The organism is Rhodococcus sp. FW305-130, from assembly GCF_058788335.1.
Genome location: NZ_JBYTAP010000012.1, coordinates 20,559 through 40,407 on the forward strand (window position 1 = coordinate 20,559; position 19,849 = coordinate 40,407).

Annotated in this window: 21 protein-coding genes; 8 read left to right on the plus strand and 13 right to left on the minus strand. The window is 62.2% G+C overall.

What is annotated here, in order from left to right; translation table 11 throughout:
• Window positions 1–13: 13 nt before the first annotated feature.
• The 11 genes from AC3WQS_RS28810 to AC3WQS_RS28860 form a co-directional block, all read right to left on the minus strand.
• Window positions 14–664, minus strand: coding sequence for a DUF8175 domain-containg protein (locus tag AC3WQS_RS28810; protein ID WP_064075287.1), 651 nt, complete (start codon window positions 662–664; stop codon window positions 14–16).
• A 44-nt stretch (window positions 665–708) separates the two neighbouring features.
• Window positions 709–975 carry a hypothetical protein gene (locus tag AC3WQS_RS28815; RefSeq protein ID WP_064075286.1) on the minus strand — a complete coding sequence of 89 codons (267 nt, stop codon included), beginning with the start codon at window positions 973–975 and terminating at the stop codon, window positions 709–711.
• Complete coding sequence (locus AC3WQS_RS28820) at window positions 972–1,295, minus strand: hypothetical protein (protein ID WP_019750045.1); 324 nt, start codon at window positions 1,293–1,295, stop codon at window positions 972–974. The genes AC3WQS_RS28815 and AC3WQS_RS28820 overlap by 4 nt, the downstream gene beginning before the upstream one ends.
• Window positions 1,296–1,313: 18 nt before the next feature.
• Window positions 1,314–2,003, minus strand: a complete 690-nt coding sequence (locus tag AC3WQS_RS28825) for a hypothetical protein (RefSeq protein ID WP_019750046.1) — start codon at window positions 2,001–2,003, stop codon at window positions 1,314–1,316.
• Window positions 2,000–2,587 (minus strand): hypothetical protein, encoded by a 588-nt coding sequence (locus AC3WQS_RS28830; RefSeq protein ID WP_223304546.1) that lies wholly within the window; start codon window positions 2,585–2,587, stop codon window positions 2,000–2,002. Before AC3WQS_RS28830 ends, AC3WQS_RS28825 begins: the two co-directional genes overlap by 4 nt.
• On the minus strand, window positions 2,584–4,281 hold the full coding sequence (locus AC3WQS_RS28835) for a peptidoglycan DD-metalloendopeptidase family protein (RefSeq protein WP_082893286.1): 1,698 nt from the start codon (window positions 4,279–4,281) through the stop codon (window positions 2,584–2,586). The genes AC3WQS_RS28830 and AC3WQS_RS28835 overlap by 4 nt, the downstream gene beginning before the upstream one ends.
• Before the next feature lie 93 nt (window positions 4,282–4,374).
• Window positions 4,375–5,988, minus strand: a complete 1,614-nt coding sequence (locus AC3WQS_RS28840; protein WP_064075285.1) for a cutinase family protein — start codon at window positions 5,986–5,988, stop codon at window positions 4,375–4,377.
• Window positions 5,989–6,014: 26 nt separating this feature from the next.
• Complete coding sequence (locus tag AC3WQS_RS28845; RefSeq protein WP_064075284.1) at window positions 6,015–6,872, minus strand: hypothetical protein; 858 nt, start codon at window positions 6,870–6,872, stop codon at window positions 6,015–6,017.
• Window positions 6,869–7,945, minus strand: coding sequence for a DUF8176 domain-containing protein (locus AC3WQS_RS28850; RefSeq protein WP_064075283.1), 1,077 nt, complete (start codon window positions 7,943–7,945; stop codon window positions 6,869–6,871). Before AC3WQS_RS28850 ends, AC3WQS_RS28845 begins: the two co-directional genes overlap by 4 nt.
• Window positions 7,946–8,028: 83 nt before the next feature.
• Window positions 8,029–9,240: a hypothetical protein gene (locus tag AC3WQS_RS28855; protein ID WP_064075282.1), complete on the minus strand. Its 1,212-nt coding sequence runs from the start codon at window positions 9,238–9,240 to the stop codon at window positions 8,029–8,031.
• Between the two features lie 84 nt (window positions 9,241–9,324).
• A complete protein-coding gene (locus AC3WQS_RS28860; RefSeq protein WP_064075281.1) occupies window positions 9,325–9,765 on the minus strand; it encodes a hypothetical protein in 441 nt (146 codons plus the stop codon).
• A gap of 594 nt (window positions 9,766–10,359) precedes the next feature.
• On the opposite strand from AC3WQS_RS28860, the gene AC3WQS_RS28865 reads away from it, so the two are divergent.
• The 3 genes from AC3WQS_RS28865 to AC3WQS_RS28875 all read left to right on the plus strand — a co-directional run bounded on the left by AC3WQS_RS28865 (window position 10,360) and on the right by AC3WQS_RS28875 (window position 12,733).
• Entirely contained in the window at window positions 10,360–10,821 is a 462-nt protein-coding gene (locus AC3WQS_RS28865) for a helix-turn-helix transcriptional regulator (protein ID WP_019750054.1), read from the plus strand.
• A 145-nt stretch (window positions 10,822–10,966) separates the two neighbouring features.
• Window positions 10,967–11,167, plus strand: a complete 201-nt coding sequence (locus tag AC3WQS_RS28870; RefSeq protein ID WP_020971495.1) for a hypothetical protein — start codon at window positions 10,967–10,969, stop codon at window positions 11,165–11,167.
• 390 nt (window positions 11,168–11,557) lie between these two features.
• A complete protein-coding gene (locus AC3WQS_RS28875; RefSeq protein WP_064075280.1) occupies window positions 11,558–12,733 on the plus strand; it encodes a hypothetical protein in 1,176 nt (391 codons plus the stop codon).
• Window positions 12,734–12,737: 4 nt separating this feature from the next.
• Here the strand turns inward: AC3WQS_RS28875 and AC3WQS_RS28880 are convergent, their stop codons facing one another.
• The gene (locus AC3WQS_RS28880) at window positions 12,738–13,745 is read right to left on the minus strand and encodes a GAF domain-containing protein (protein ID WP_019750057.1); all 1,008 of its coding nucleotides are present in this window, start codon (window positions 13,743–13,745) and stop codon (window positions 12,738–12,740) included.
• A gap of 129 nt (window positions 13,746–13,874) precedes the next feature.
• Window positions 13,875–14,687, minus strand: a complete 813-nt coding sequence (locus AC3WQS_RS28885) for an SDR family NAD(P)-dependent oxidoreductase (RefSeq protein WP_029538907.1) — start codon at window positions 14,685–14,687, stop codon at window positions 13,875–13,877.
• A 1,133-nt stretch (window positions 14,688–15,820) separates the two neighbouring features.
• On the opposite strand from AC3WQS_RS28885, the gene AC3WQS_RS28890 reads away from it, so the two are divergent.
• The 5 genes from AC3WQS_RS28890 (at window position 15,821) to AC3WQS_RS28910 (ending at window position 19,702) form a co-directional block, all read left to right on the plus strand.
• Window positions 15,821–16,738, plus strand: a complete 918-nt coding sequence (locus AC3WQS_RS28890; RefSeq protein WP_019750059.1) for a ParA family protein — start codon at window positions 15,821–15,823, stop codon at window positions 16,736–16,738.
• Window positions 16,739–16,803: 65 nt separating this feature from the next.
• On the plus strand, window positions 16,804–17,103 hold the full coding sequence (locus AC3WQS_RS28895) for a ParB family protein (RefSeq protein WP_223304652.1): 300 nt from the start codon (window positions 16,804–16,806) through the stop codon (window positions 17,101–17,103).
• Window positions 17,104–17,183: 80 nt separating this feature from the next.
• Window positions 17,184–18,281 (plus strand): DUF2637 domain-containing protein, encoded by a 1,098-nt coding sequence (locus tag AC3WQS_RS28900; RefSeq protein ID WP_075835579.1) that lies wholly within the window; start codon window positions 17,184–17,186, stop codon window positions 18,279–18,281.
• A gap of 81 nt (window positions 18,282–18,362) precedes the next feature.
• Window positions 18,363–19,025: a TetR family transcriptional regulator gene (locus tag AC3WQS_RS28905; RefSeq protein ID WP_064074910.1), complete on the plus strand. Its 663-nt coding sequence runs from the start codon at window positions 18,363–18,365 to the stop codon at window positions 19,023–19,025.
• On the plus strand, window positions 19,022–19,702 hold the full coding sequence (locus AC3WQS_RS28910) for a TetR family transcriptional regulator (RefSeq protein ID WP_019749801.1): 681 nt from the start codon (window positions 19,022–19,024) through the stop codon (window positions 19,700–19,702). Before AC3WQS_RS28905 ends, AC3WQS_RS28910 begins: the two co-directional genes overlap by 4 nt.
• Window positions 19,703–19,849 lie beyond the last annotated feature (147 nt).

The window sequence follows — 19,849 nt, forward strand, 5'->3', positions numbered from 1 at the left end:
AGTCGGGGGAAGATCAGTCGGCGTAGGAGAAGGCGGTGTATCCGTCGAGCGAGGCCAACGGCACTGGATCGGTGGGCGCAGCTTCGGAGGTCTCGGGCTGCGGATCAGGGAGAGTGATCTTCCAATCGCCGTTTTGCCAGATCAGCGAGGTCGGCGACGCAGACAGCGCAGCGTCCGGCATCCGTGTGGCCAGCCACACCACGGCTTGGTCTGGGCTGTAGTCCTCGATGCGGAATCCGGCGAACTGGGCTGTCTGAGCAGGATCGGCTTCGGTGGTGATGGAGGTCATCACCCGCGCCACGGCGTACGCGTCACGGCCCCGGCCAGGGGCGGTCAGCAGTTGTGCGGTCTGCGCCCAGGTCTCGTCTGGTGCGAGTGCGAGACGGCTCTGGCCCTGAATGGCGGCCATCACCACCCCTTGGGGTGTTCGGCTGTATCCGAACGGGATCTTCGCCGAAACGCTCGTCGGTCCGTCGACAGCGGAGACAGGGACAGCGACACCGCGGTAGCTCTCCCACTGCACCTGCTGCGGCGCTGCGCTGGTGTCGACCGCCGCGGTGCCGGTTCCGGGGTCCTCCTGCGACGATCCGCACGCGGTGGCCACCGACAGCGCGAGAGCTGCGGCGACGAGGGCGCCGACGAGGCGGTAACGGTGAATTGCCATGATTTCCTTCTTTTTCGCAAAGTGAGTAGTGGAATCGAGACGGGCTAGATGAGGAGCCATCCCGCCCACGTGATTGCGGAGGCGGTGACGATGGCGCCGATGGCGATCGCGATCAACCGCCGGATTCCGGGGCCGGTGACTTCGCCGTCGTCGAAGCGGTGCGCGACTTCGACACCGGCGCGCATCGCGGCGACGATCAGACCGGCTGCGACGAACCACAGGAACACCCCGAGCATCTGCCCGAGCGGGACCAGGACGTCTTCGCCGGGCATCTTGATGCCGCCGCCTGCGGCCAGTATCGAAGTACTCACTCCATGAACCAGGTGACGTACGAGGCGGCGGAGGACGTGATGATCGCGCCGACGGCGACACCGACCACCATCATCTTTTCGCCGCGTCCGGCGGTGCCGTCGGCGAACGACTGGGCGAACTTGACGCCGGCCATCATTCCCAGTCCGATCAGGAAAGCTGTTGCCGCCCACAGGCCGACGCCGAGCAGGATCTGAAACTTGTCGCCTGACGGCGGAGTGGTCATCTGAACGTCGATCACGTCCCCGCCCTGTCCAGGCGAGGGGAAGGGCGCGGGCTGCTGAGCGAGGATGTAGGTGTTGATGGTGTGGAGTGCGTTCATGAGAAGGTGCCTTTCGAGTTATGTTGCGGAAGAACTGATTTCCTTCACCCGAGCTGCTGCTGCGACTCGGATCTGGTCGTGGAGAGCGATCACCGGGGCGACGGGGTATCTCGTCGGGTCACGCGCCGCTTTCTTGTCGGTCGGCAACGTCGAGGACGGAGACCACTCGGGAAGCTCACGAGGAGGCATGACCCGCCAAGGTTCGAGCCACGGCACGTCCCAGCAGTGACCGGCCAGCGAGCGCGCCAGCGACTCGACGACGGCTAGACGGTTCCGGACCGGCTTGGACAGTGGGCGATCACTGTCGGCGACGGACACGACGCCGAGGATGTGTGTTCCTTCCGGCGTGCCACCGGCGGCGTGTTGCAGAAGCAGTGAATGAGCACGCTCTACGCCGTGCATCGTCGTGCGAAAAACGAGCACCACCAGCGGCGAGTCCGCGCCCGGTAGGTCACCGATGTATCCGGGCCAGCCGCGCTGGCAGTCCCCCGCGTATGCGAGGGAACGCGTCAGCGAGGAGACTCCGGCACCTCCGGTAGCTCCGAGAAACCAGACAAGCGGCCGGGCCGGGGTCAGAGCCTCACGTTCGATCGGGCCTTCCCAGATCGGAGCGGATTCATCGGTCCCGGGCATCACAGCCCCCGCGATGCGTGGACCGCTCGGCATCGGAGCACCGCGGCGCGGAACATCGGCATATGCGCTGGTCATCGGACCATCACCGCGCTCACGCGCCACACACCGAGCTTGGTGGCGGTCATGTACGCCGCGAACGGAACCCGATCAATCTCCCGGCCGCCGGCATCGACGGCGGTCACCGTCACTGCCACGACTCGTGAGACCTTTGCAGGCTTGTCCTCGGGGTGATTGTCGGCGGTCACCGTCGCCGTGGCCGTGGCCACCGCGTTCTGCTCACGCCAGGACTCCCATTGGCGACCGGTGATCGGTGCCAAAGCAATGAAGGACGACGCGTTGTCGGTGTAGTACCGCTCGTCGAGCAACGGTGCTGCCCGGTTCGCTGCGTCGATCTGGTTGGTGTCCGCCCCGGGGGTGTACGAGAACAGAGCTTGCGCGGCCGCGACCATCACGGCTTCCGGATCGCTTTGATCGACCGAGGAAAACGGTTCCGGCAGAGTGGGATCGGCGGGAACAGTCAATGATTGGGTGGGGCCGCCCTCATCCATCGGGTGGTCGTGGTCATTGCTGCGGCCGCATCCGACAAGTGCGAGAACAGCGAAGGTCATGGCTGCGAATGCGGTCAACCTCATCGGTCTGCGGTCAGTCCGGTTTGTCATCGTGCCTCCTGCGGTTGCGGTTGTGATGCGCCGAAGCGGCGGACGTGCATTTGTTCTCCCGACATCCCTGACAGCGGAGCGATGGTGACGGTCTGGCCTTCGGTCGGAGCGTGAAGCAACATTTCTTCGCCGTTCTCGAGGCCGTAGTAGATGCCGACGTGGTGCGTGTTCGAGGCGGGGCCGAAGAAGATCAGGTCGCCGGGTTGTTTCTGGTCGATGGGGACTTCTGCGCCGCGTGAGTCGTAGAGCTGTCCGGGATCTGCGGTCGATCCGGTGAAGTGCGGCAGGCTGATTCGTCCGCCGGATGCCTGGTAGACCGCGTACAGCGTCAGACCTGAGCAGTCGAATCCGCCGCCGGTGGGGCCGTTCGTGTCGCCACCGCCCCAGACGTACGGGGTACCGATCCAGCGCGAGGCAGCCAGGATGATGGCTCGTCCGAACTCGCTGGCCGGACCCTCGCCGCCGCCGCTACCGGGTGCGGGCTGCTGATCGTTGCAGGCATCGCTGCCGCCGTCGGCGACGGCGATGGCTCCACCAGCTGCGATGGATGCGAGTTCGGCTTCGGACATGTTCGCCCCGGCGCCCTTGAACTTGGCCGCCAACGTGGTGGCGATCGGCTCGTCGTCGGCGTACGCGTCCGGGTACAGCGATCCCTGAACGTTCTGTGCTGCGACGGTAATCGGTAGCGATTCCCACCCGCTCTGCTTGGCCAGCGCTTCGTAGAATTTGCGTGATGCAGTGGCAGAGTTCATCAGTTCTTCGAGCGTTCCCCACCACGGGTACTGCTGCTGAAACTGATTGACGGAGCCGTGATCTCGTCCGACAGCATCGTGTGGGAAGTCCAGGGATCGGCCCACGTCCTTCTGATCGGCTTCGAGGCGAGGATCGGTGCCGTCGTTGGCGTACATGCGAAAGCCGGATTCCTGGCTTGCGGTTGCGAGCGCGACGATGACGCCGCGATCTGGAATGCCCATGACTTCACCGACCGCGACGATCTGCTTCGCGATCGCCAACTGTCGGCCGTCCAAACCTCCGAACCCGGAACCTTCATCACCCGCATCGCCCGAGCCCGGGGAAGTCGGTGCGGGCGCAGCGGGAGCCTCGCCGGGTTCGGCGGCCTTGTCGATCCACGGTTGCGGATCCACCGCGGTACCGGCGCCGTCGGGTAGACGACCGCCGTCCCACACCTCGAAATGAAGGTGCGGCCCGGTCGAGCCGCCGGCATTGCCGATCGCCCCGATCTGCTGACCGCCGCGGACCTGCTCTCCGGCGCGGACCATCACACCGTCGTCGAACATGTGCCCGTAAACCGAGCTGTATACGTGGCCCTCGATTTCGTGATCGACGATGATCCAGTTCCCGAAGCCGTCAGCGGGACCGGCTTCACGAACGCGGCCGTCGATGAACGCGTAGATCGGGGTACCGACAGGACCCGCACGGTCGAGTCCCTTGTGTTCGGTGCCCCATCGCGGACCGAACGGAGAGGTGTCCGTTGTTTCGGACGACTTGGTGGGCTTGACCAGCGAACCAGCAGCGGCAACCTGCCCGCCCCCGTTTTCGACGGGAGCGCACTCTTCGTCCTCGGAAACGAGAACGACCACCACGGCCATGATCATCAGAAGGAACGCGACGGCTGCGGCACCGACAACGACGATGGCACCGCCGACGCCTCCGCTGCTGCTGTCATCTGACACGAGATGGTCCCTTCGGTTGGAGTGGGACGTCAGTGCGTCCCGGGGTTTGCTGGGCGGCGGCGCAGCAGAGGAGTTCCGTGCGCCGCCGACCGATCACTGCGCGGGCGGTGCGGCGGCAGGCGCCTGAGTGGGAGTCGGGATCTGGGCAGGCGCGAACGCGCCGCCCGGCCCGACGATTTCAGGAGAAACCGCCGAGGTCGTGGCGAACACCGAGCTGGTCAGCGGCGTCGACGACGAGGGGGCCGCAGAGGGCGTCCCGCTCGGACGAGTCGTCGGCGAGGCTGTTTTCGTGGTGCTCGCCCCGGCCGACGTGGATCCGGACGAGAGTTCTTTCGCGAGGGTGGAGAACCACTCGACGGTGAACTTCGCCGGGGTCTGCCCCTGTCCTCCCACGGGAATCGAGTCGTAGGTGCCGTGGTTGCGGGCCGTGTCCCAGTACTTGACCTGCGTTGCCATCTTCAGCAGGTCCTTGTTGTCGGAAATGCCGCGCTGGACTTCGTTGTAGATGTACTTCTGGATCTGGGTGCCGGTGGACGGCGGGAACAAACTCATTGCCGCGTCCCCGACTTTCGCTGCCAAGATGCCCAGTGCAGCAGGGGGATTGGCCATGCCGACGGTGGCGAGGGTGCCGATCGTGTCCAGTGTGAGGACTTTCTTCGCGACCGCGATGCCCGCTTGCAATCCCATGACACCGGTTTTGATGACTGCCCGGATGACATCGGCGTCCGCGTCCGGAGTGGCGGAGCGCGGATCGGAATTCGTGGACAGGCGCCCGAGGATGGTCTTTCCGGACGACTGCACGGTGAACCGGCCGTTGGAGAAGTTGATGTCGTCGTTGACGACGTCGGCGGCGGTACGAATTGTCGCCCCACCCAATGCGCCCGCGAGGTCGACCAGAGTTTTCTGCGGATCCTGCTGCTCGAGGTGCAGCTGCCCAGCGATATTGGTGACCGTGCGGGCCAGCGTCGCATCTTGTGGTGTCGCGCATGCGAGGTCGCCGTCGGTGCAGAACGAAGCGACACGGCCGGCAACAGAGCCGTACCCGGACGAGGCGGCGTAGTTCGGGGCTATGCCGCCGCCGTCAGCAGGGGTCGGGGTGGTCACCGTCAGATCCGACAAGGCAGAGGTGGCAACGCCCTTGGGCGGTGTCGGTGAACTCTGCCCGGACGAGCCGCCGGGGAAGGTGCTGGCACCTTGCGGGCGATTCGGGGACGAGAACAATGCACCGGCGGCGAGCTTGTCCGCTGTGATCGGGCCTTTGCCGCTGCCGATATTGCGGATGACGGTGTCCGCTATCTGCGCGCCTTGCGAATATCCGGTCACCGCGATCATCGACGAGGGGCACCTATCGGCGTAATCGGAGATCGCTTGGCTGGTCTTGTCGACCCCCTCGGTCATCGACTGCTCGTACGTCGCTCCCCGCCAACCGAAGTCGGCGGCGTACGGGACGAGCATCCGTGAGACCTCACCGGCAGCGGACTGGAGCAAGGGCACCATCACCGACATGCCGAGGAAGCCGCTGTCGATGGTGGGGTCGGCATCCGGAGCGGACTGGTTGGTCCCCTGAACACCGAAGACTCCCAAAGCGGTGCAGGGCATCGGTGCGGAGTCGCCTGAGGTGGGTGCGGCGTTCGCCAGACTGGTTCCTGCCAGTGCGAGGACGACCGTGGCCGTCACCGCTGTGGTGATCCCTCTCGCATATCTCATGCGGATTTCCCTTCGGATGTGTTTGTTCACTGCGTCGGCGCGGCTGCACCGAGGTTTCGTACGTCGGCGGCGAGAGCGGTGAAGTCCTGCTCGACACCGCTGCCCATCGCCGAGGTCACGATCGGTCCTCCTGCGGCCAACGACCGGTCGTGACCGATCAGGCGCACCGCTCCGATCCGGCCCGCCATATGGGCACTGAGGTGATCGGCCACCGGCGTCGAACCGGGACGGACCTCGACGACGGCCACGACGACCGATGCCAACGTGTGTGCGCCGAGGGTGCTCTCGATCCATTCCAGGACGGAGGGAAGACGGTTCACGGAGTCGCCGCGGCTGGACACCACCAGGACGATCACGACCGACGCATCGGCCAGCAGCGGAGCGAGATGCTGTGCACGCAAAGGGTTTCCGGCGTCGTAGATCGGAAAATGACCGGACGCGGTCAGGAGTGAGTGAACGGACGCGAGCGCCGCAGCGTCGCCGCTCAGCTCCCCAAGCGTGCGGCGACCCCACAGCACCCCGTGCTCGGAGACCCATTGGCCGGGGTTCAGCTCGCGCCCGCAGCCACGCTCGGACAGGTCACCACCGGCGGGGGTCGTATCCACGGCGGCAGCAGTGACGAGTTCGGTGTGCAATGCACTCGCCAGGCCGACCGCTGTCGTGGTGGCTCCGACTCCACCGGCAACCCCGGCGATCAGCACAGCAGAAGGCGGTGCCAGCGGAATCAGTGCATCTTCTGGCTCGGGTACCTCATCGACCGGGCCTTCTGCCTCGGACCCGGGCACAAGCGGCGGTGCGGTGTCGTCCACCGTTGCCGACGGCTTCTCGTCGGATTCGTTGTCTTCTGTCGGCTCGCCCTCGAGCCAGTCCCCCGCCCACGTCACGGCGTGCCTACGCTCTCGTTGATGGCCGCGATCAGCGTCTTTCCGTCACGCACGGTCGTGCTGATGGTTTGCGCGTATCGCACGATCGCACCGTCCGCGGCTTTTTGGACCATCTCTACGGCGAAGACACCCGGCTGACCGGACGGGCGGATCAGAACGCAATGCTCGGTGCCGACCGGGACGCCGTCATCGATGCCGGCTTGCAAGGTCGACAGTTGGGTGGCCGCAGCTTCCGGAGTGGCGAAGCCTCGCGCTTTGTCCGCATTGCGATCGACGTAGAAGGCGTACTGAAATCCGAGGATCGCATCAGGGCCAGATCCGGTACCGCCAGGGCCATTCCCGCTGATGACGTCACCCTTGACGCTGCTCGGGCACCAGGACGAGGCGGCCTGCGCCCCGGCGACAGACGTCCCCGCCGCTGGCGGGGCCGTAGTGGTTCCAGGTACTTCGAGGGAGGCTGGAGCGTCCGGTTCGTCGGAACCGGAGGCCAGCGCGATTGCGGTACCGCCGACGAGGACAGCCAGCACGGCCGCAGCGGCTCCCCCGACAGCGGCTTTCGTGCGGCGGCTCCGGCCACGCGCCCGGTCGGATCCAGGGAGAGGTTCGGGGATACCGATCCGCTCCCCCTCATCCGGGGTGGGCGGTGTCGGTTCCGGATCGGTGGCCGGCAGCTCCCATTCCGATGCCCAATCCGGTTGTGTATTCAGATCACTGACAGCGAGGGTGACGACCGGGAGCGTGCGGACAACACCCACGGACTCAGAGACGACCGGATCGGTCGCCGGTCCGGTCTCGTCCTCATCTGCGAGTTCGAATGTGGGAGTGAGGTGTTGGGCGGGTCGGCTCACCGCAGCGACAACGGTCTCGTCTGCCGAGGGAGCGTTGCCGGTGGAAACCGGTTCGCTCTCAACAGTTTCGGCATGGTCGAGTAGGGAGTCGGGTTCTGATTCCTCATCGGGGTTTTCGGACTCGGGCTCGGAATGTACGTCGGTGTCTGGGGTTTGCTCTCCCGTGTCCACTTCGTCGGCGAACTCGGTCGGGTCCAACGGTGGAAACCAGTTCTGACCTGACATGTCGATATTTCCTCTCGTGCAAAGAAAAAGAACTTCGACTAACACCGCCGGGGCCGAAGCCCCGACCCCGGCGGCGGTAGTGATTACGCGGGGGTCGCTCCAGCGGCAGCAGCGCCGAGGGCTTGGCCGATCAGATCGGCGGTAGGTCCGAAGGCGTAATTCGCTTCGACGGCCGCGTTGTCGAGTGCGGCGATGACCTGATCGCCACCGGGCTGAGCGAGGACGGTTTCACGTGCAGTAGTGAGCTGCGCGTTGACGTTCTCGGTGATCTGCGGAACGGACGCCACAGCGTCGGTGACGACCTGCGCGACCGGCGGGGCCTGCGCCGCCAGCGCGTCACTGGTCTGCGAGGTGATCGCAGGTGCGTCCGGCTCAGGAAGGTTCGGCACGTCGATGTGGCGAGGCTCGGCATCGGTGTCACCGGCCCCGATTGCTCCCGCCGTCAATCCGCCCACCACAGCGCCGCCCACGGCACTGGGAATCCCGAGAATCAAGCCACCTGCACCGGCACCGATAGCCGTGCCGACGACGCCTGTCGTCGCTTCCGGCAGTGGCGGCGGGAGCGGAACCAGGCCGCCCATACCGGCCCCGATCAAACCGCCCACTGTGCCGCCGCCCAATGCGCCCACTGTGAACCCTGCGGTTCCGGCAGCCAAGGCACCTGCTGCGGCTCCGCCGAAGGTTGCAGCCGAGACACGTTGCGAACGATCCACGTCGACGCCGACGCTGGACCAGAATGTCGCGAACTGTGAAACACCGACAGATGCAGTGTTATTGGTGCGTTCGAGATACTCGTCGGACATCCAATTGGGCTTCGGCCCGACGTAATCACCCAGCTGCAACATCTGGGGCGGTGCTTCGATCGGAGCGATGATCTCGACTTCGGTCGGGAGATGGAGTGTCCCCACGTCGATCGGGTCGCCGTAATACGTCGGCGCTACATAGTTCCCGCTGCTATCGCCTGCATTGTTCGGGGACGACTGCTGTGTCGACGGCGAAGGCTTCCACTGAATGTTGTCGTACTCAGCCGGAGGCGGAGTCCAGTACGAACGATCGGACGTCGGCGCAGGAACCTCAGGGGCAGTAGTAATGCCCGGCTGCTCCGACGCAGGCGGAGGCGTCGTAATGCCCGGCTGCGACGGAGCGGTGATGCCCGGCTGGGTCGGCGCTGCGATCGCAACTCCGGCATTGACGAAGGCGGCTCCGACCATCGCCGCCAACGTCACGGCTGCGACCGCACCCGTCGACGGTGACCGATGGCGCCCACCGGACCGTGGTTTCTTGAACTGCTTCATGACATCCCTTCAATCGTGTTGTTTTGCAAACACTTAGGTGGATTCGTGGATGAGCCGGCCGCGAGAGTTGTGATCTCGGGGCCATTAATCCCGGTAGGACGTACCGGGAAGCTGATGCGCGGCAGAGATCACGCCGTCGGCCGCGAAGCGTGTGAAGAATCTGGTTGTGGTCGGGAGTTGGGTGTGTCCGAGTGGGCACCGGTGGAAGAAGCCGGGAATCGGAACGCTCACACAAACGCTGCCCGGACTGCGCCCCATGCAGTGGACGACGTTGGCGAATAGAGGAACGCAGCGTGCACGAAAAGGCGCACCCACCCGGTCCTCGGGCGGGAGGAGCGGGGTGGGTGCTTCACGGACCGTGTTGCCGAGCACCACGAAGGGCGAGACACGACGGACCGGGATCCGGGTGGCATGGCCGCATGCAGGGTTCACAGTGCGCCCGAGTTCGTGGTCAGCGAATCCGAGTTTGAGAGTGTCCTGTTCTACCCAGCTGGAATAGGTATTTTGCGCAGAGTTGTTCCCCACGACTGCCTCCGGCTAGTTGCGTTTTCAACTTCACCGCATAGGCTCGAAGGCCTGCGGTCTGGTCGCCTTGGTGCGTGCAGCACCGCAGACATGAAAAAACCCCAGGTGCGTGAGGGGACGCCAATCACCAACGCACCTGGGGCTTTCGAGACAGCACGACGCTCGGCAGAAGCCGAAGTCCTTGTGTTCGTGCTTGAAGTAGAACGGTCACTGAGAGTGACCTGGGATGTTGCATCGCGCACTGCGAGAAACCAGTTCATCCAAATCGCCTGCCCGTACTCAGAAGGCACACGCAGATAGACGTGTGCAAATTCTTCTGCGCTACAAGCGATACCGACGTCGACAAGTACCGAGGAATCCCAGGCTGGGCACGCCGTTGCAGGGTAGACCGCGTGGTTTGTGTTCGGCAACTCATTCAATCGCCTCACGGCCCCCCTTTTCCGCCTATAGGTCCCTTGACCTCGACTCTTTCTTGGCAACCTTTTATGCCAAACCAATATAACACCCTATTATTCTAAACACTAGTGCGAGTTGGCGGGGTAAAGGAGCGACACAATGACTCACGGGGATGGTTCTCGAGAGCTTGGAGTAGGCGTGTCGCGGAGTGCTGTTCGAGGCTTTAGTGCTGCCAGGTTGCGGCGCTATCGACTGGCGCGCAAGGCGAATATTGCAGACCTGGCTGACGCCGCTGGTGTCTCCGAGCAGACCGTCTCTGCATGGGAAACGGGTCGTGCGGCACCAACACCCGAGCTGCTAGCCAAGGTTGCGGCCGAATTGCGGCTTACCGTTGCAGACCTTGTGCCGATTCCGAATGACCAGCTTGGCCTCAGTGATCTGCGCGCCCAAGCTGGCATGACTCAAGGGCGAGCTGCCGAAGCTCTCGGAATTTCGGCGACGCTTCTCGGACGAATCGAAAAAGGGCGCAAAGAGTACGACGAGGCTAGGGCTGCGCAGCTTGCGGAGCTGTATAAGGTCACGCCCGAGCTGGTCGCTGAGGTCTGGCAGCGCGATCGTGACAGCCGTCAAGCGCGTGCGACACGCTTCCGCGATTCTTAAAAAATCTCCCCATAATTCCACCCAAACATCGAAGTTCGGTTCTTCTTCGGCGTGTCACCGTGACGATTGTGTGATCTTGGCACAGGATGAACGGGAACCTGGCACTGCATCGCTAGGAGCAAGGTCGGGCCGAAGGGAGAAGAGCATGCCCACACCAAGCAAGGGTGATCGAACCCGGGTTGTGAGTCGCGTTCCAGATCCGGTGTACGCAGAGCTGGAAAAGCGGCGGAAGGCGGCCGGAGTCAGCTCCGTCAGCCAGTACGTCGCAGATCTGCTGGCGGCCACCACTGGCCATAAGAATCTTGTCGTCGAACTCGACCAGGAGGTTTTGCAGCTCACCGCGTAACGAACGTCGCGTAGACGGCAAACCCGGGCGGGGGATGCCGTGACAACCACACATCGTTAGCTGTAGCGCACCGACTGCAACAAAAAACCCCCGAACCGGGCGGGGTCGAGGGTTTTTCGAAGTTGGTGAGATTCGAGTTAGACGCTCGTTTCTCAGCGGTACTGCTATATCCCCGAAGGGACTGTCTTGGCGGACAGGTCTCAGGCTACATCGTGGCCTGATGAAGTTTCAATGATTCCTGCGCGTGTCGCTGTTCACGAACACGCACCTACATCCGTACTGCGCCCGTACTGCGGTAGCAGCCCCATGCGGCGTCGGTACGGCACAGCTCGTACGCCTCGCGCTGTATCTGGCCATGTGCACGGGCACCAATGCCATTCCCTGACCCCGATGTTCGTCAACGCGCTCGGTGGCCCAGAGGCAGCTTGCCGAAGGTACTGCCAGGTCACGCTCGAATTGGAGCCCGGCGCATACAGCGGTATCGCGTCATGGCGTGGAGCCCAGCACTGGGTCGAGATCGTCGTCCGCTGCGCCTATACCGCGGAGTACAACCGCATCCGCCCCGAGCTCGTCAAGACGTCGAAGACAGGCAGTGTCGCCGGCGGAGGGATCAGTCTTAAATCGTTGTTGGCGGTCGCGAAAGTCATGGCCGGTGCTGCTGATTTCGATTCCGGCCGCAGCTCGCGTCTATCCATTGCCACACTCGTCGAGCGAACAGGGCTCGGAGAGCGGACCGTTCAGCGAGCCCGTCAAGCGCTCAAACTACTTCGGGTAGCCACGGAGGTATTGCGTGGCCGACTACGCCGCAAAGGCGAACGTATGGCGTCGTGGAGATTTGATGACAAGTCGCGTGGCTGGGCATCGGTGTGGGCGTTGCACCCGCGTAAGCCTGTGGATAAAACCCGCATGTCAGTCGCAGGATCTATACAGATGGCACCCCACCCCCGTAGGGGTCAGTTTTCTATCCCTACCTCTCGTAGAGAGGTACTTAATACAAAACGATCTGTGGATAAACGAGCCGCTTCGCGGCGCAAGGAATCCAGGTCCGAGGTCGAGAAGGCTGACGGCATCCGGAAAGGCCTGTTGCTCGCATCCAAGTGGCTCGGTAATCCGAGAACGCCTACGTGGGCACGTCAACATACCCCCCGAGGTTGGGCGCCTGCACTGGCCGAATCAGCGGCGCACGGCTGGACCGCTGACGATCTCAACTCCACCATCGACGCGTGGGCCGAGGCACGGAAGATGACACCGGACCCAAAGCATCCGATTGCGTTTATCCGGTGGCTCATGAAGGAGCAGGATCTGGCCTTCTCACCGCATGTTCTCGCTCAAATTGCCGCTGAGCAGGCAAAAGCTGGACGTGAACGACAGTCCTCGCAGTTCGAGGCCGAACGTGCGCGTTACGCATTGGCCGCGACTGAGGACTCCCCCGGCCGCCGGGCAGCGATGGCAGCTGTTCCGGATGCTGCGGCAGTCCGCCGCCGCAGACAGATTGCTGAGCGGAGGACTGCCGCTGACGCGCGCGCAGAACTGTGCGCGCGTCAGCGCGGCATCGACAACTGGTGAAAAGCTACGAATCCGCAGCAGCGCGGACCATGACCAGGCCGGCGGTGGTGTGCTGGTCGAGCATCATCAATGTCGCTCGCACATCACAGGCTTTCCACTTCCCGTCGAGCTGTCTGAACCGGACGGTGCCTTGCGTTTTGCCCCGCGCCAAACCCGCAGACATCTCTAGCGCCACAGGCAAGTCCTCGGGATGCATACCAGGTTTAACCTGGTCATCCACTGATTCCCACGCCAAGTCTGGCATCGGATCGCCTACCCATCGAATGAGTTGCAGCGTCTTGAGATTGACGATCGCTCGGTACTCCCCCTCCTCCGTCGCAGCCTCGAGGACCCGGTATTCAAGAACCACAGGGGGCGGAGCCGCCGCAACGTCGATCGCGGGGCCGATGTCTTGCGTTATTCCTCGCAAAATGACCTCTGACCTGCTGGTCGCAGGATCGATTTCTTCAAGCATTCGGCACGAAAAGTGGGCGGCACGCAGCTCGTCGTCATCTCGCCTCACTGTCCACACCGCTTGGTGAATGGTTCCGGGAGCCGAGTGGATGATCTTCGACAAAGCCTCGCCCTCATCGCGATTGGTCACGAGACGGGTGAAGGCGCCGGCCATTGCTTTCTCGGTATGTCGCTCATCCTCCGGAACGCCGTACAAGTCGAGCAGATCGTTGCTTCCGCTGGCTTTGCTCGCCGTCAGGTTGAACAACCAAGCTCCGGCCGGGTCCCTGTCGGGAACGACTTCGTCTGGTCCGCCAGTCCATAGGTACATGCCATGCAGACGTCCTGAGAACGTCACCAAAGGCTCCACAACGACACGCCGGCGGCCATCAGCAGTTACCCTGTCTACGCGGTCAGGCGACGCCATGACCTCGGCAATCACGCTGTAAACCTCGTCGAGGGAATCTTTGCTTTTGAAGAATTTGTCCAACGGTGTGAACTTTCGAGGAGTGCTCCCCAGACCGATGATCGACGGTGTAGCGCCACCGATCGACTCAATCAACAACCACTTTGTTGCCACTGCGTAGTTCCTCTCCCCGCGGATGCGAACAGAGGAACACTACCCGACAAAACAGACTTAATGTTACTGTCCGTTACAGGTATTTAGTCCTTCAGTGGACGGCGCTGACCTGGGCATCCGCCAAAAGTACTAGCCGGACTTCAGTGCTGGAATGATCCGTTGGTAGCCCGAACTGGCAGTCCTAGTTAGTAGGTCGACGATGCGGGCATCTTTACCGATCAGCACTCGAGGTCGGCGCCGTTCCACACCGCGCAAAATCGTTTTGGCAGCGGCCGCTGGATCCGTTCTCGCGATGGAACCCTCGAAGGATTCGACGACTTCCGAATGGTCGAGAGTTGTCGCCACACGCGCTGTACGTGCAATTGAAGTCTTGATTCCTCCGGGAAACACACAAATCACAGCTATTTGCCGGTGATGAAGAAGCATCTCCTGGCGGAGCGACTCGGTGAAGCCGCGGACCGCGAACTTCGCGGAGTTGTAGGCCGAGTAACCAGGCGCGGCCATGAGACCGAAGGCCGATGAGATGTTGACGATGGACCCACGATCCGACGCAATAATGTACGGCAAGAAGGCTTTCGACCCATTAACTACGCCCCAGAAGTCGACATTCATCACGTGCTCGATGTCTGCGTAGTCGGAATCCTCCACGGTTCCGGAATACAGAACGCCAGCGTTATTGAAGATCGCATCAACATGCCCGAACTGGGCGAGCGTTGCCGCGGCACACTCCCCCATCGCTTCTCGGTCCGTGACATCCGTCGCCGAGATCATCACCGAGTCGGCGCTGATTCCAGTCAGCTCGACCGTTTCCTCTAGGCCACCTTGGTCGACGTCGATTAGTGCGAGCTTTGCGCCTTGGGCGGCCAGTTGGATGCTTAGTTGCCGCCCGATTCCCGCTCCGGCGCCGGTAACGACTACAACGCGTCCTATGAAATACCCCATGCCGTAAGTATTCCTCGTGAGAACGGCGGTTTCGCGGAACGGGCTTAGTTGGGTGGGTGCGCAAAATTGACTCATGCTGACGTTGCTCGATTGAAATGTCGAGTGAGAGGTGCGACCTACGTGCGACCTACGTGCGGGCCGCCAGGTGCGGTCGAACGGGTGACGTAGTCGTCGAGCCGTGGCGTTCTCCGCCTCACGTCCAGGCATTTTGCGCCATTGCGTCGAACTGAAGAAATGCCAGCATTACTGTCAATAGCAGTAGAGAGTTGAGGGCGAGATCCGGGAACCTGTAATCCCAGTAACACCAGCAATACCAGTAATGCCGTCAATGTTGGTGTGGCAGTCTCGGCTTGTTTCGATTCTCCGCGAACCCCGCCTGCCGTAATGACAGTAATACTGCTATTGGAAACATGCAGGTCACGGTGCTGCCACGGCGAACTGTGCGTAATGCCAGCATTGCTGCCATTACTGGTTTTGAGGCCAGATGTGTTGCTACGACCTGACCGATGGCCGATAGCAGCAATACTGGCATTATGCGAGAACGGCGGTTTCGCGGAACGGGCTTAGTTGGGTGGGTGCGCAAAATTGACTCATGCTGACGTTGCTCGATTGAAATGTCGAGTGAGAGGTGCGACCTACGTGCGACCTACGTGCGGGCCGCCAGGTGCGGTCGAACGGGTGACGTAGTCGTCGAGCCGTGGCGTTCTCCGCCTCACGTCCAGGCATTTTGCGCCATTGCGTCGAACTGAAGAAATGCCAGCATTACTGTCAATAGCAGTAGAGAGTTGAGGGCGAGATCCGGGAACCTGTAATCCCAGTAACACCAGCAATACCAGTAATGCCGTCAATGTTGGTGTGGCAGTCTCGGCTTGTTTCGATTCTCCGCGAACCCCGCCTGCCGTAATGACAGTAATACTGCTATTGGAAACATGCAGTTCACGGTGCTGCCACGGCGAACTGTGCGTAATGCCAGCATTGCTGCCATTACTGGTTTTGAGGCCAGATGTGTTGCTACGACCTGACCGATGGCCGATAGCAGCAATACTGGCATTACTGCTATTGATTGCATTGCTGGCGATGGCGTGGAATGCTGGTAATGCCGTCATATGTGCCAGCGCTGTCGAGGGAGAGCAATGCAGACCGACTTTCACGAAACACGCAAAAGGGTGATCGCCGTAATCAACGGCAAGGGTGGTGTCCTAAAGACGACCCTGACAGCTAACGTCGGTGGAGAACTGGCAGCGTCGGGGCAGAAAATTCTGCTCGTCGACCTCGATCCTCAGGGGAACCTCGCCGAAGACCTCGGGTACACCAGTGAAACCGGCGATGACCAGGGAAGGTCGCTTGCTAGCGCAATCGCTTTCGGCGGTGACGCAAAACCCATCGAAAATGTTCGCGCTAATCTCGATGTTCTCCCTGGGGGAGTTCACCTCGAACAAGCAACAGCAGCGCTTGCCGCTATGGCATCCAAAGATCCCGATGGCGCAAAACTTGCCCTCGCGAGGGTCCTTGCTCCAATGGCGCCCGCATACGACATGATCCTCATCGACTGCCCCCCGGGCGACGAAACCTTGCAGACAGCAGCGCTAGCCGCCGCAAAATGGGCATTCGTGCCAGTCAAATCCGATGCGTCCAGCCGAAAAGGGATGGCAGCCGTTGCACTACGCATCGACGCTGTCGCTGCAATCAACCCCGACCTCGACCTACTGGGCGTCGTTCTCGTAGCCGTCGGTACATCAGCGAAAACCGTGCTCAAGCAAGCCAGGTCTGCAATTGCAGAGGCGTTCGGCAACGACGACGTCGTTTTCACTGCCACCGTCCGTCACTCAGAAGCGACAGCCCAAGCAACACGCGAGCGAGGCATGCTCGCAGCCGAACTCGACGCAGTCGTCCGAAGCGGCCCGAAATGGTACGACGTCATCAAAGGCAACGCCGAGCCTCAGACTCTCGCACCGAAATCGTCCAAATCCGTTGCAGACGACCTCTTTGCAGTTGCGCAAGAAGTTGTCACCCGCGTTGCAACAGCGGAAAGAGAGGAAGCACGGGTATGAATGACCGGCCCGAACGAAAGCTCACGGCGCTACCTCCGCGGAACGTGACTGGTGACCTGTCTCGAATGCAGAGGTCCAACCGCACGGCCGCACAGGTCCCGCCGCCTCCACAGCCCACGCCGACAGCTGTGGAAAAGCCCAAGCCCAAACGTATTACGGTCTACGTCGATCAAGCCGTATTCAGTCGCGCCCGAGGTGCTTACCGAAACACCAGCCACCTTGAGGACGACAAATCCTGGTCGCAATTCGTAGAGAAAGCACTAGCGGCAGAGGCAGAACGCCGGGAAACCGCGCACAACAGCGGAAACCAGTACGAAGCAGAGACTGGCGCACTTCCCAGCGGGCGCCCCATCTCAGACGACTGACCCACACATCGAAGGAGCCTCGCCGGTTGCACCCGACGAGGCTCCAGACCGGGAAACCCCTGGAAGGAAAGAACCCAGTCATGACCGACTTTAGCCTTCGGGCAGCTCGTATTCAGCTAGGCGCATTGCTTGCTGCACTCGCACTCGCGATCGTCATTGCGCTCGGTATCACCACCGGCGCATTCGTACTTTCCTTCGCCGTGCAACGCGACCTCGCGCGGCAAGCACTGATCCCCGAACACCTGACCTGGATCTTCCCAGCGATCGTCGACAGCGCCATCCTCGGCGCCACCATCGCCATCGTCATCATCAGCAAGCTCAACATGAACAAGCGCGACAGGGGCTTCTACATCGCACTCGACGTCAGCGTCGTCGTGATCAGCATTCTCGGAAACGCCTACCACGCCTATCACGCAGCAATCGCCGCGCAGGAGTCGATCGATGGTGGGGGAGACCTTGGGTTCATTCCACTCGCGCCCGCTATTGCAGCGGCCATAGCGATCATTCCGCCGGCCCTGGTCTTGGCTTTCACGCACGGAATCACAATTCTGGTGAAGGCAGTCGGAATGGCGTACGCCGCTTACCGTGCGATCGTCGAAAGTGCCACCGACAGTGAGGATGCAACGAGTATTGCATCTGACCTCACCGTAGGCCGGGGACCGATCCGCGTCCCTCAGCCCCGCGAGAAGATCGCCCACAATATTGCGGAGCAGGAGGACGACGATCTAGACGTAGACGCCAAAGCGGTGGATGCGAAGGCCGGCAACGAGGACGCTTTTGCGGACTTTGCGGAGCCGTTTTTCGTGGACGAAATGACGAATGAAGGCCTCGACGACATCCTCGATCCCCAAGACGCCGCTACGGAGTTCCCAGACCGCCGCGCCGTCGAAGAAGCACAGGCCGACACGGATGCCGACATAGACGACCTCATGTCTTTCATCGCCCGGTCGAATCTCGCGAAGAACGTCAAAGACACAGCGGTCCGCAAGCTGACAAACCCGAACCTCACGTGGGAAACCATCGCTCTGGAATCGAAGCCGCCTGTCGCGACATCGACCGCATGGCGCCGGTACGAGAAGTTCGATGCCGCAGCTCGAGAAGCAGGCTTCGACAGTCCACCATTGCCCGACCTGCGAGCCGCCGAGAACCCGATGCGCAGCGAACTCGCCACCGTTTGACCCACACCCACCAATAAAGGGGTGGCCCTGGCGGTGCTGTAACACCGTCAGGGCCGATGACCACAGAAAGCACCTGTGACCATGAACAATCATACCGACCGCTCCGAAGGCATCGACCACGGCAAAACCGGCCGACCACCTATGCAGCCACGAGCGAAAATCACCCGAGAAGCGATCCTCGAGGTGTCCGCCACCCTCTTCAGTCGAACCGGGTATGCGGGCACCAGCATCAATGACATCTTGGCGATCTCTGAGACCACCAAAGGTGCGATGTACTTCCACTTCTCGAAGAAGGAATCCATCGCGAGCGAGATGCTCTGCCGCTGGTCCGCCGCAGTCTCCGAGACAGTGGGGAAGGCCGCAGCGACAGGTCAACCCGCCGATCGGCAAGTGATCATGATCTACCGGGACCTCGCCCGCCGCACCCAAACAGAAGCGATCACCCGAGCTGGACTCACCCTGTCCGTCGACAAGTCGCTCAGTGATGCGTGTGCCACCTACGAATCGTGGACCGACGCGATCACACCGATCGTCATAGACGCGATCCGTTCCGGCGCCCTCGACTGCGCGGAAAGCATGTCCAGGCTCGCAGACACTCTCTGCGCCGGATTCGTCGGCGCAGTGCAGGTTGCAGCTAGCCTCGACGAGAACCACACCATCACCAAACGAGTCGACGATCTGCTGCTGATGTGGCGCGGAACCGACCCGGCCGCCGTCCGTATGGTCGAAGGAGCATCCCTGTGAACAGCCCCAACGAACCGGCACACACCACGGAAAGCACTTCCGCCACGCCAACCCGCCCCCGGATCGGGCGCATCCCCGGCAGCAAGAACTCGGCAATGCAGGACCGTGCAGTGCGGACACGAGAAGCGATCATCGCCGTCGCGGCACGGCATTTCGACACCGACGGATACGGCCACACCAGCATCAACACCATCAGCGGTACCGGAAAATTCGCCAAAGGCGCTATGTACTACCACTTCCCATCCAAAGAAGCGATGGCCGAACACCTCATCTCGGACTGGAACCACACCCTCGACGAAACCATCAGCGAAGCACTGGCGGCCGGTTCGAGCAGCACAGCAGGGGAGAAGCTGGCAGCGATCTTTATCTCGCTCGCACAGCACATCGGCGAAGACACCAACCTCCGCGCCGGCATGAAACTCACCCTCGAACCCACCATCAACAACGGCGCAGCATTCGCACACTGGGTCGACGCCATCAGCGACATCATCGAACCCGCCATCACCGCAGGCGAACTCACCGACACCCCCACCACACCCCGACTCGCATGGAACCTCTGCGCCGGCACCCTCGGAGCCGCCCACGCATCCGCAACCTTGCGAGAGGACATCGACCTCGCAACCCGCATCGCAGACGCGGTAACAGCGCAGCTGCGCAACGCACTCATGCCTGCATGACAAAATCTCGTTCGACAGAATCCGATGCGGGCCAATCGAGAGCAACTCAGGCAACGATCGGATCAACCCTTCATCCGTCCGGAGCTATGGGACTGAAGCGAGATGCCCCGGCCAGTGGAGGCCGGGGCATCTTCGCTACCGAACCGG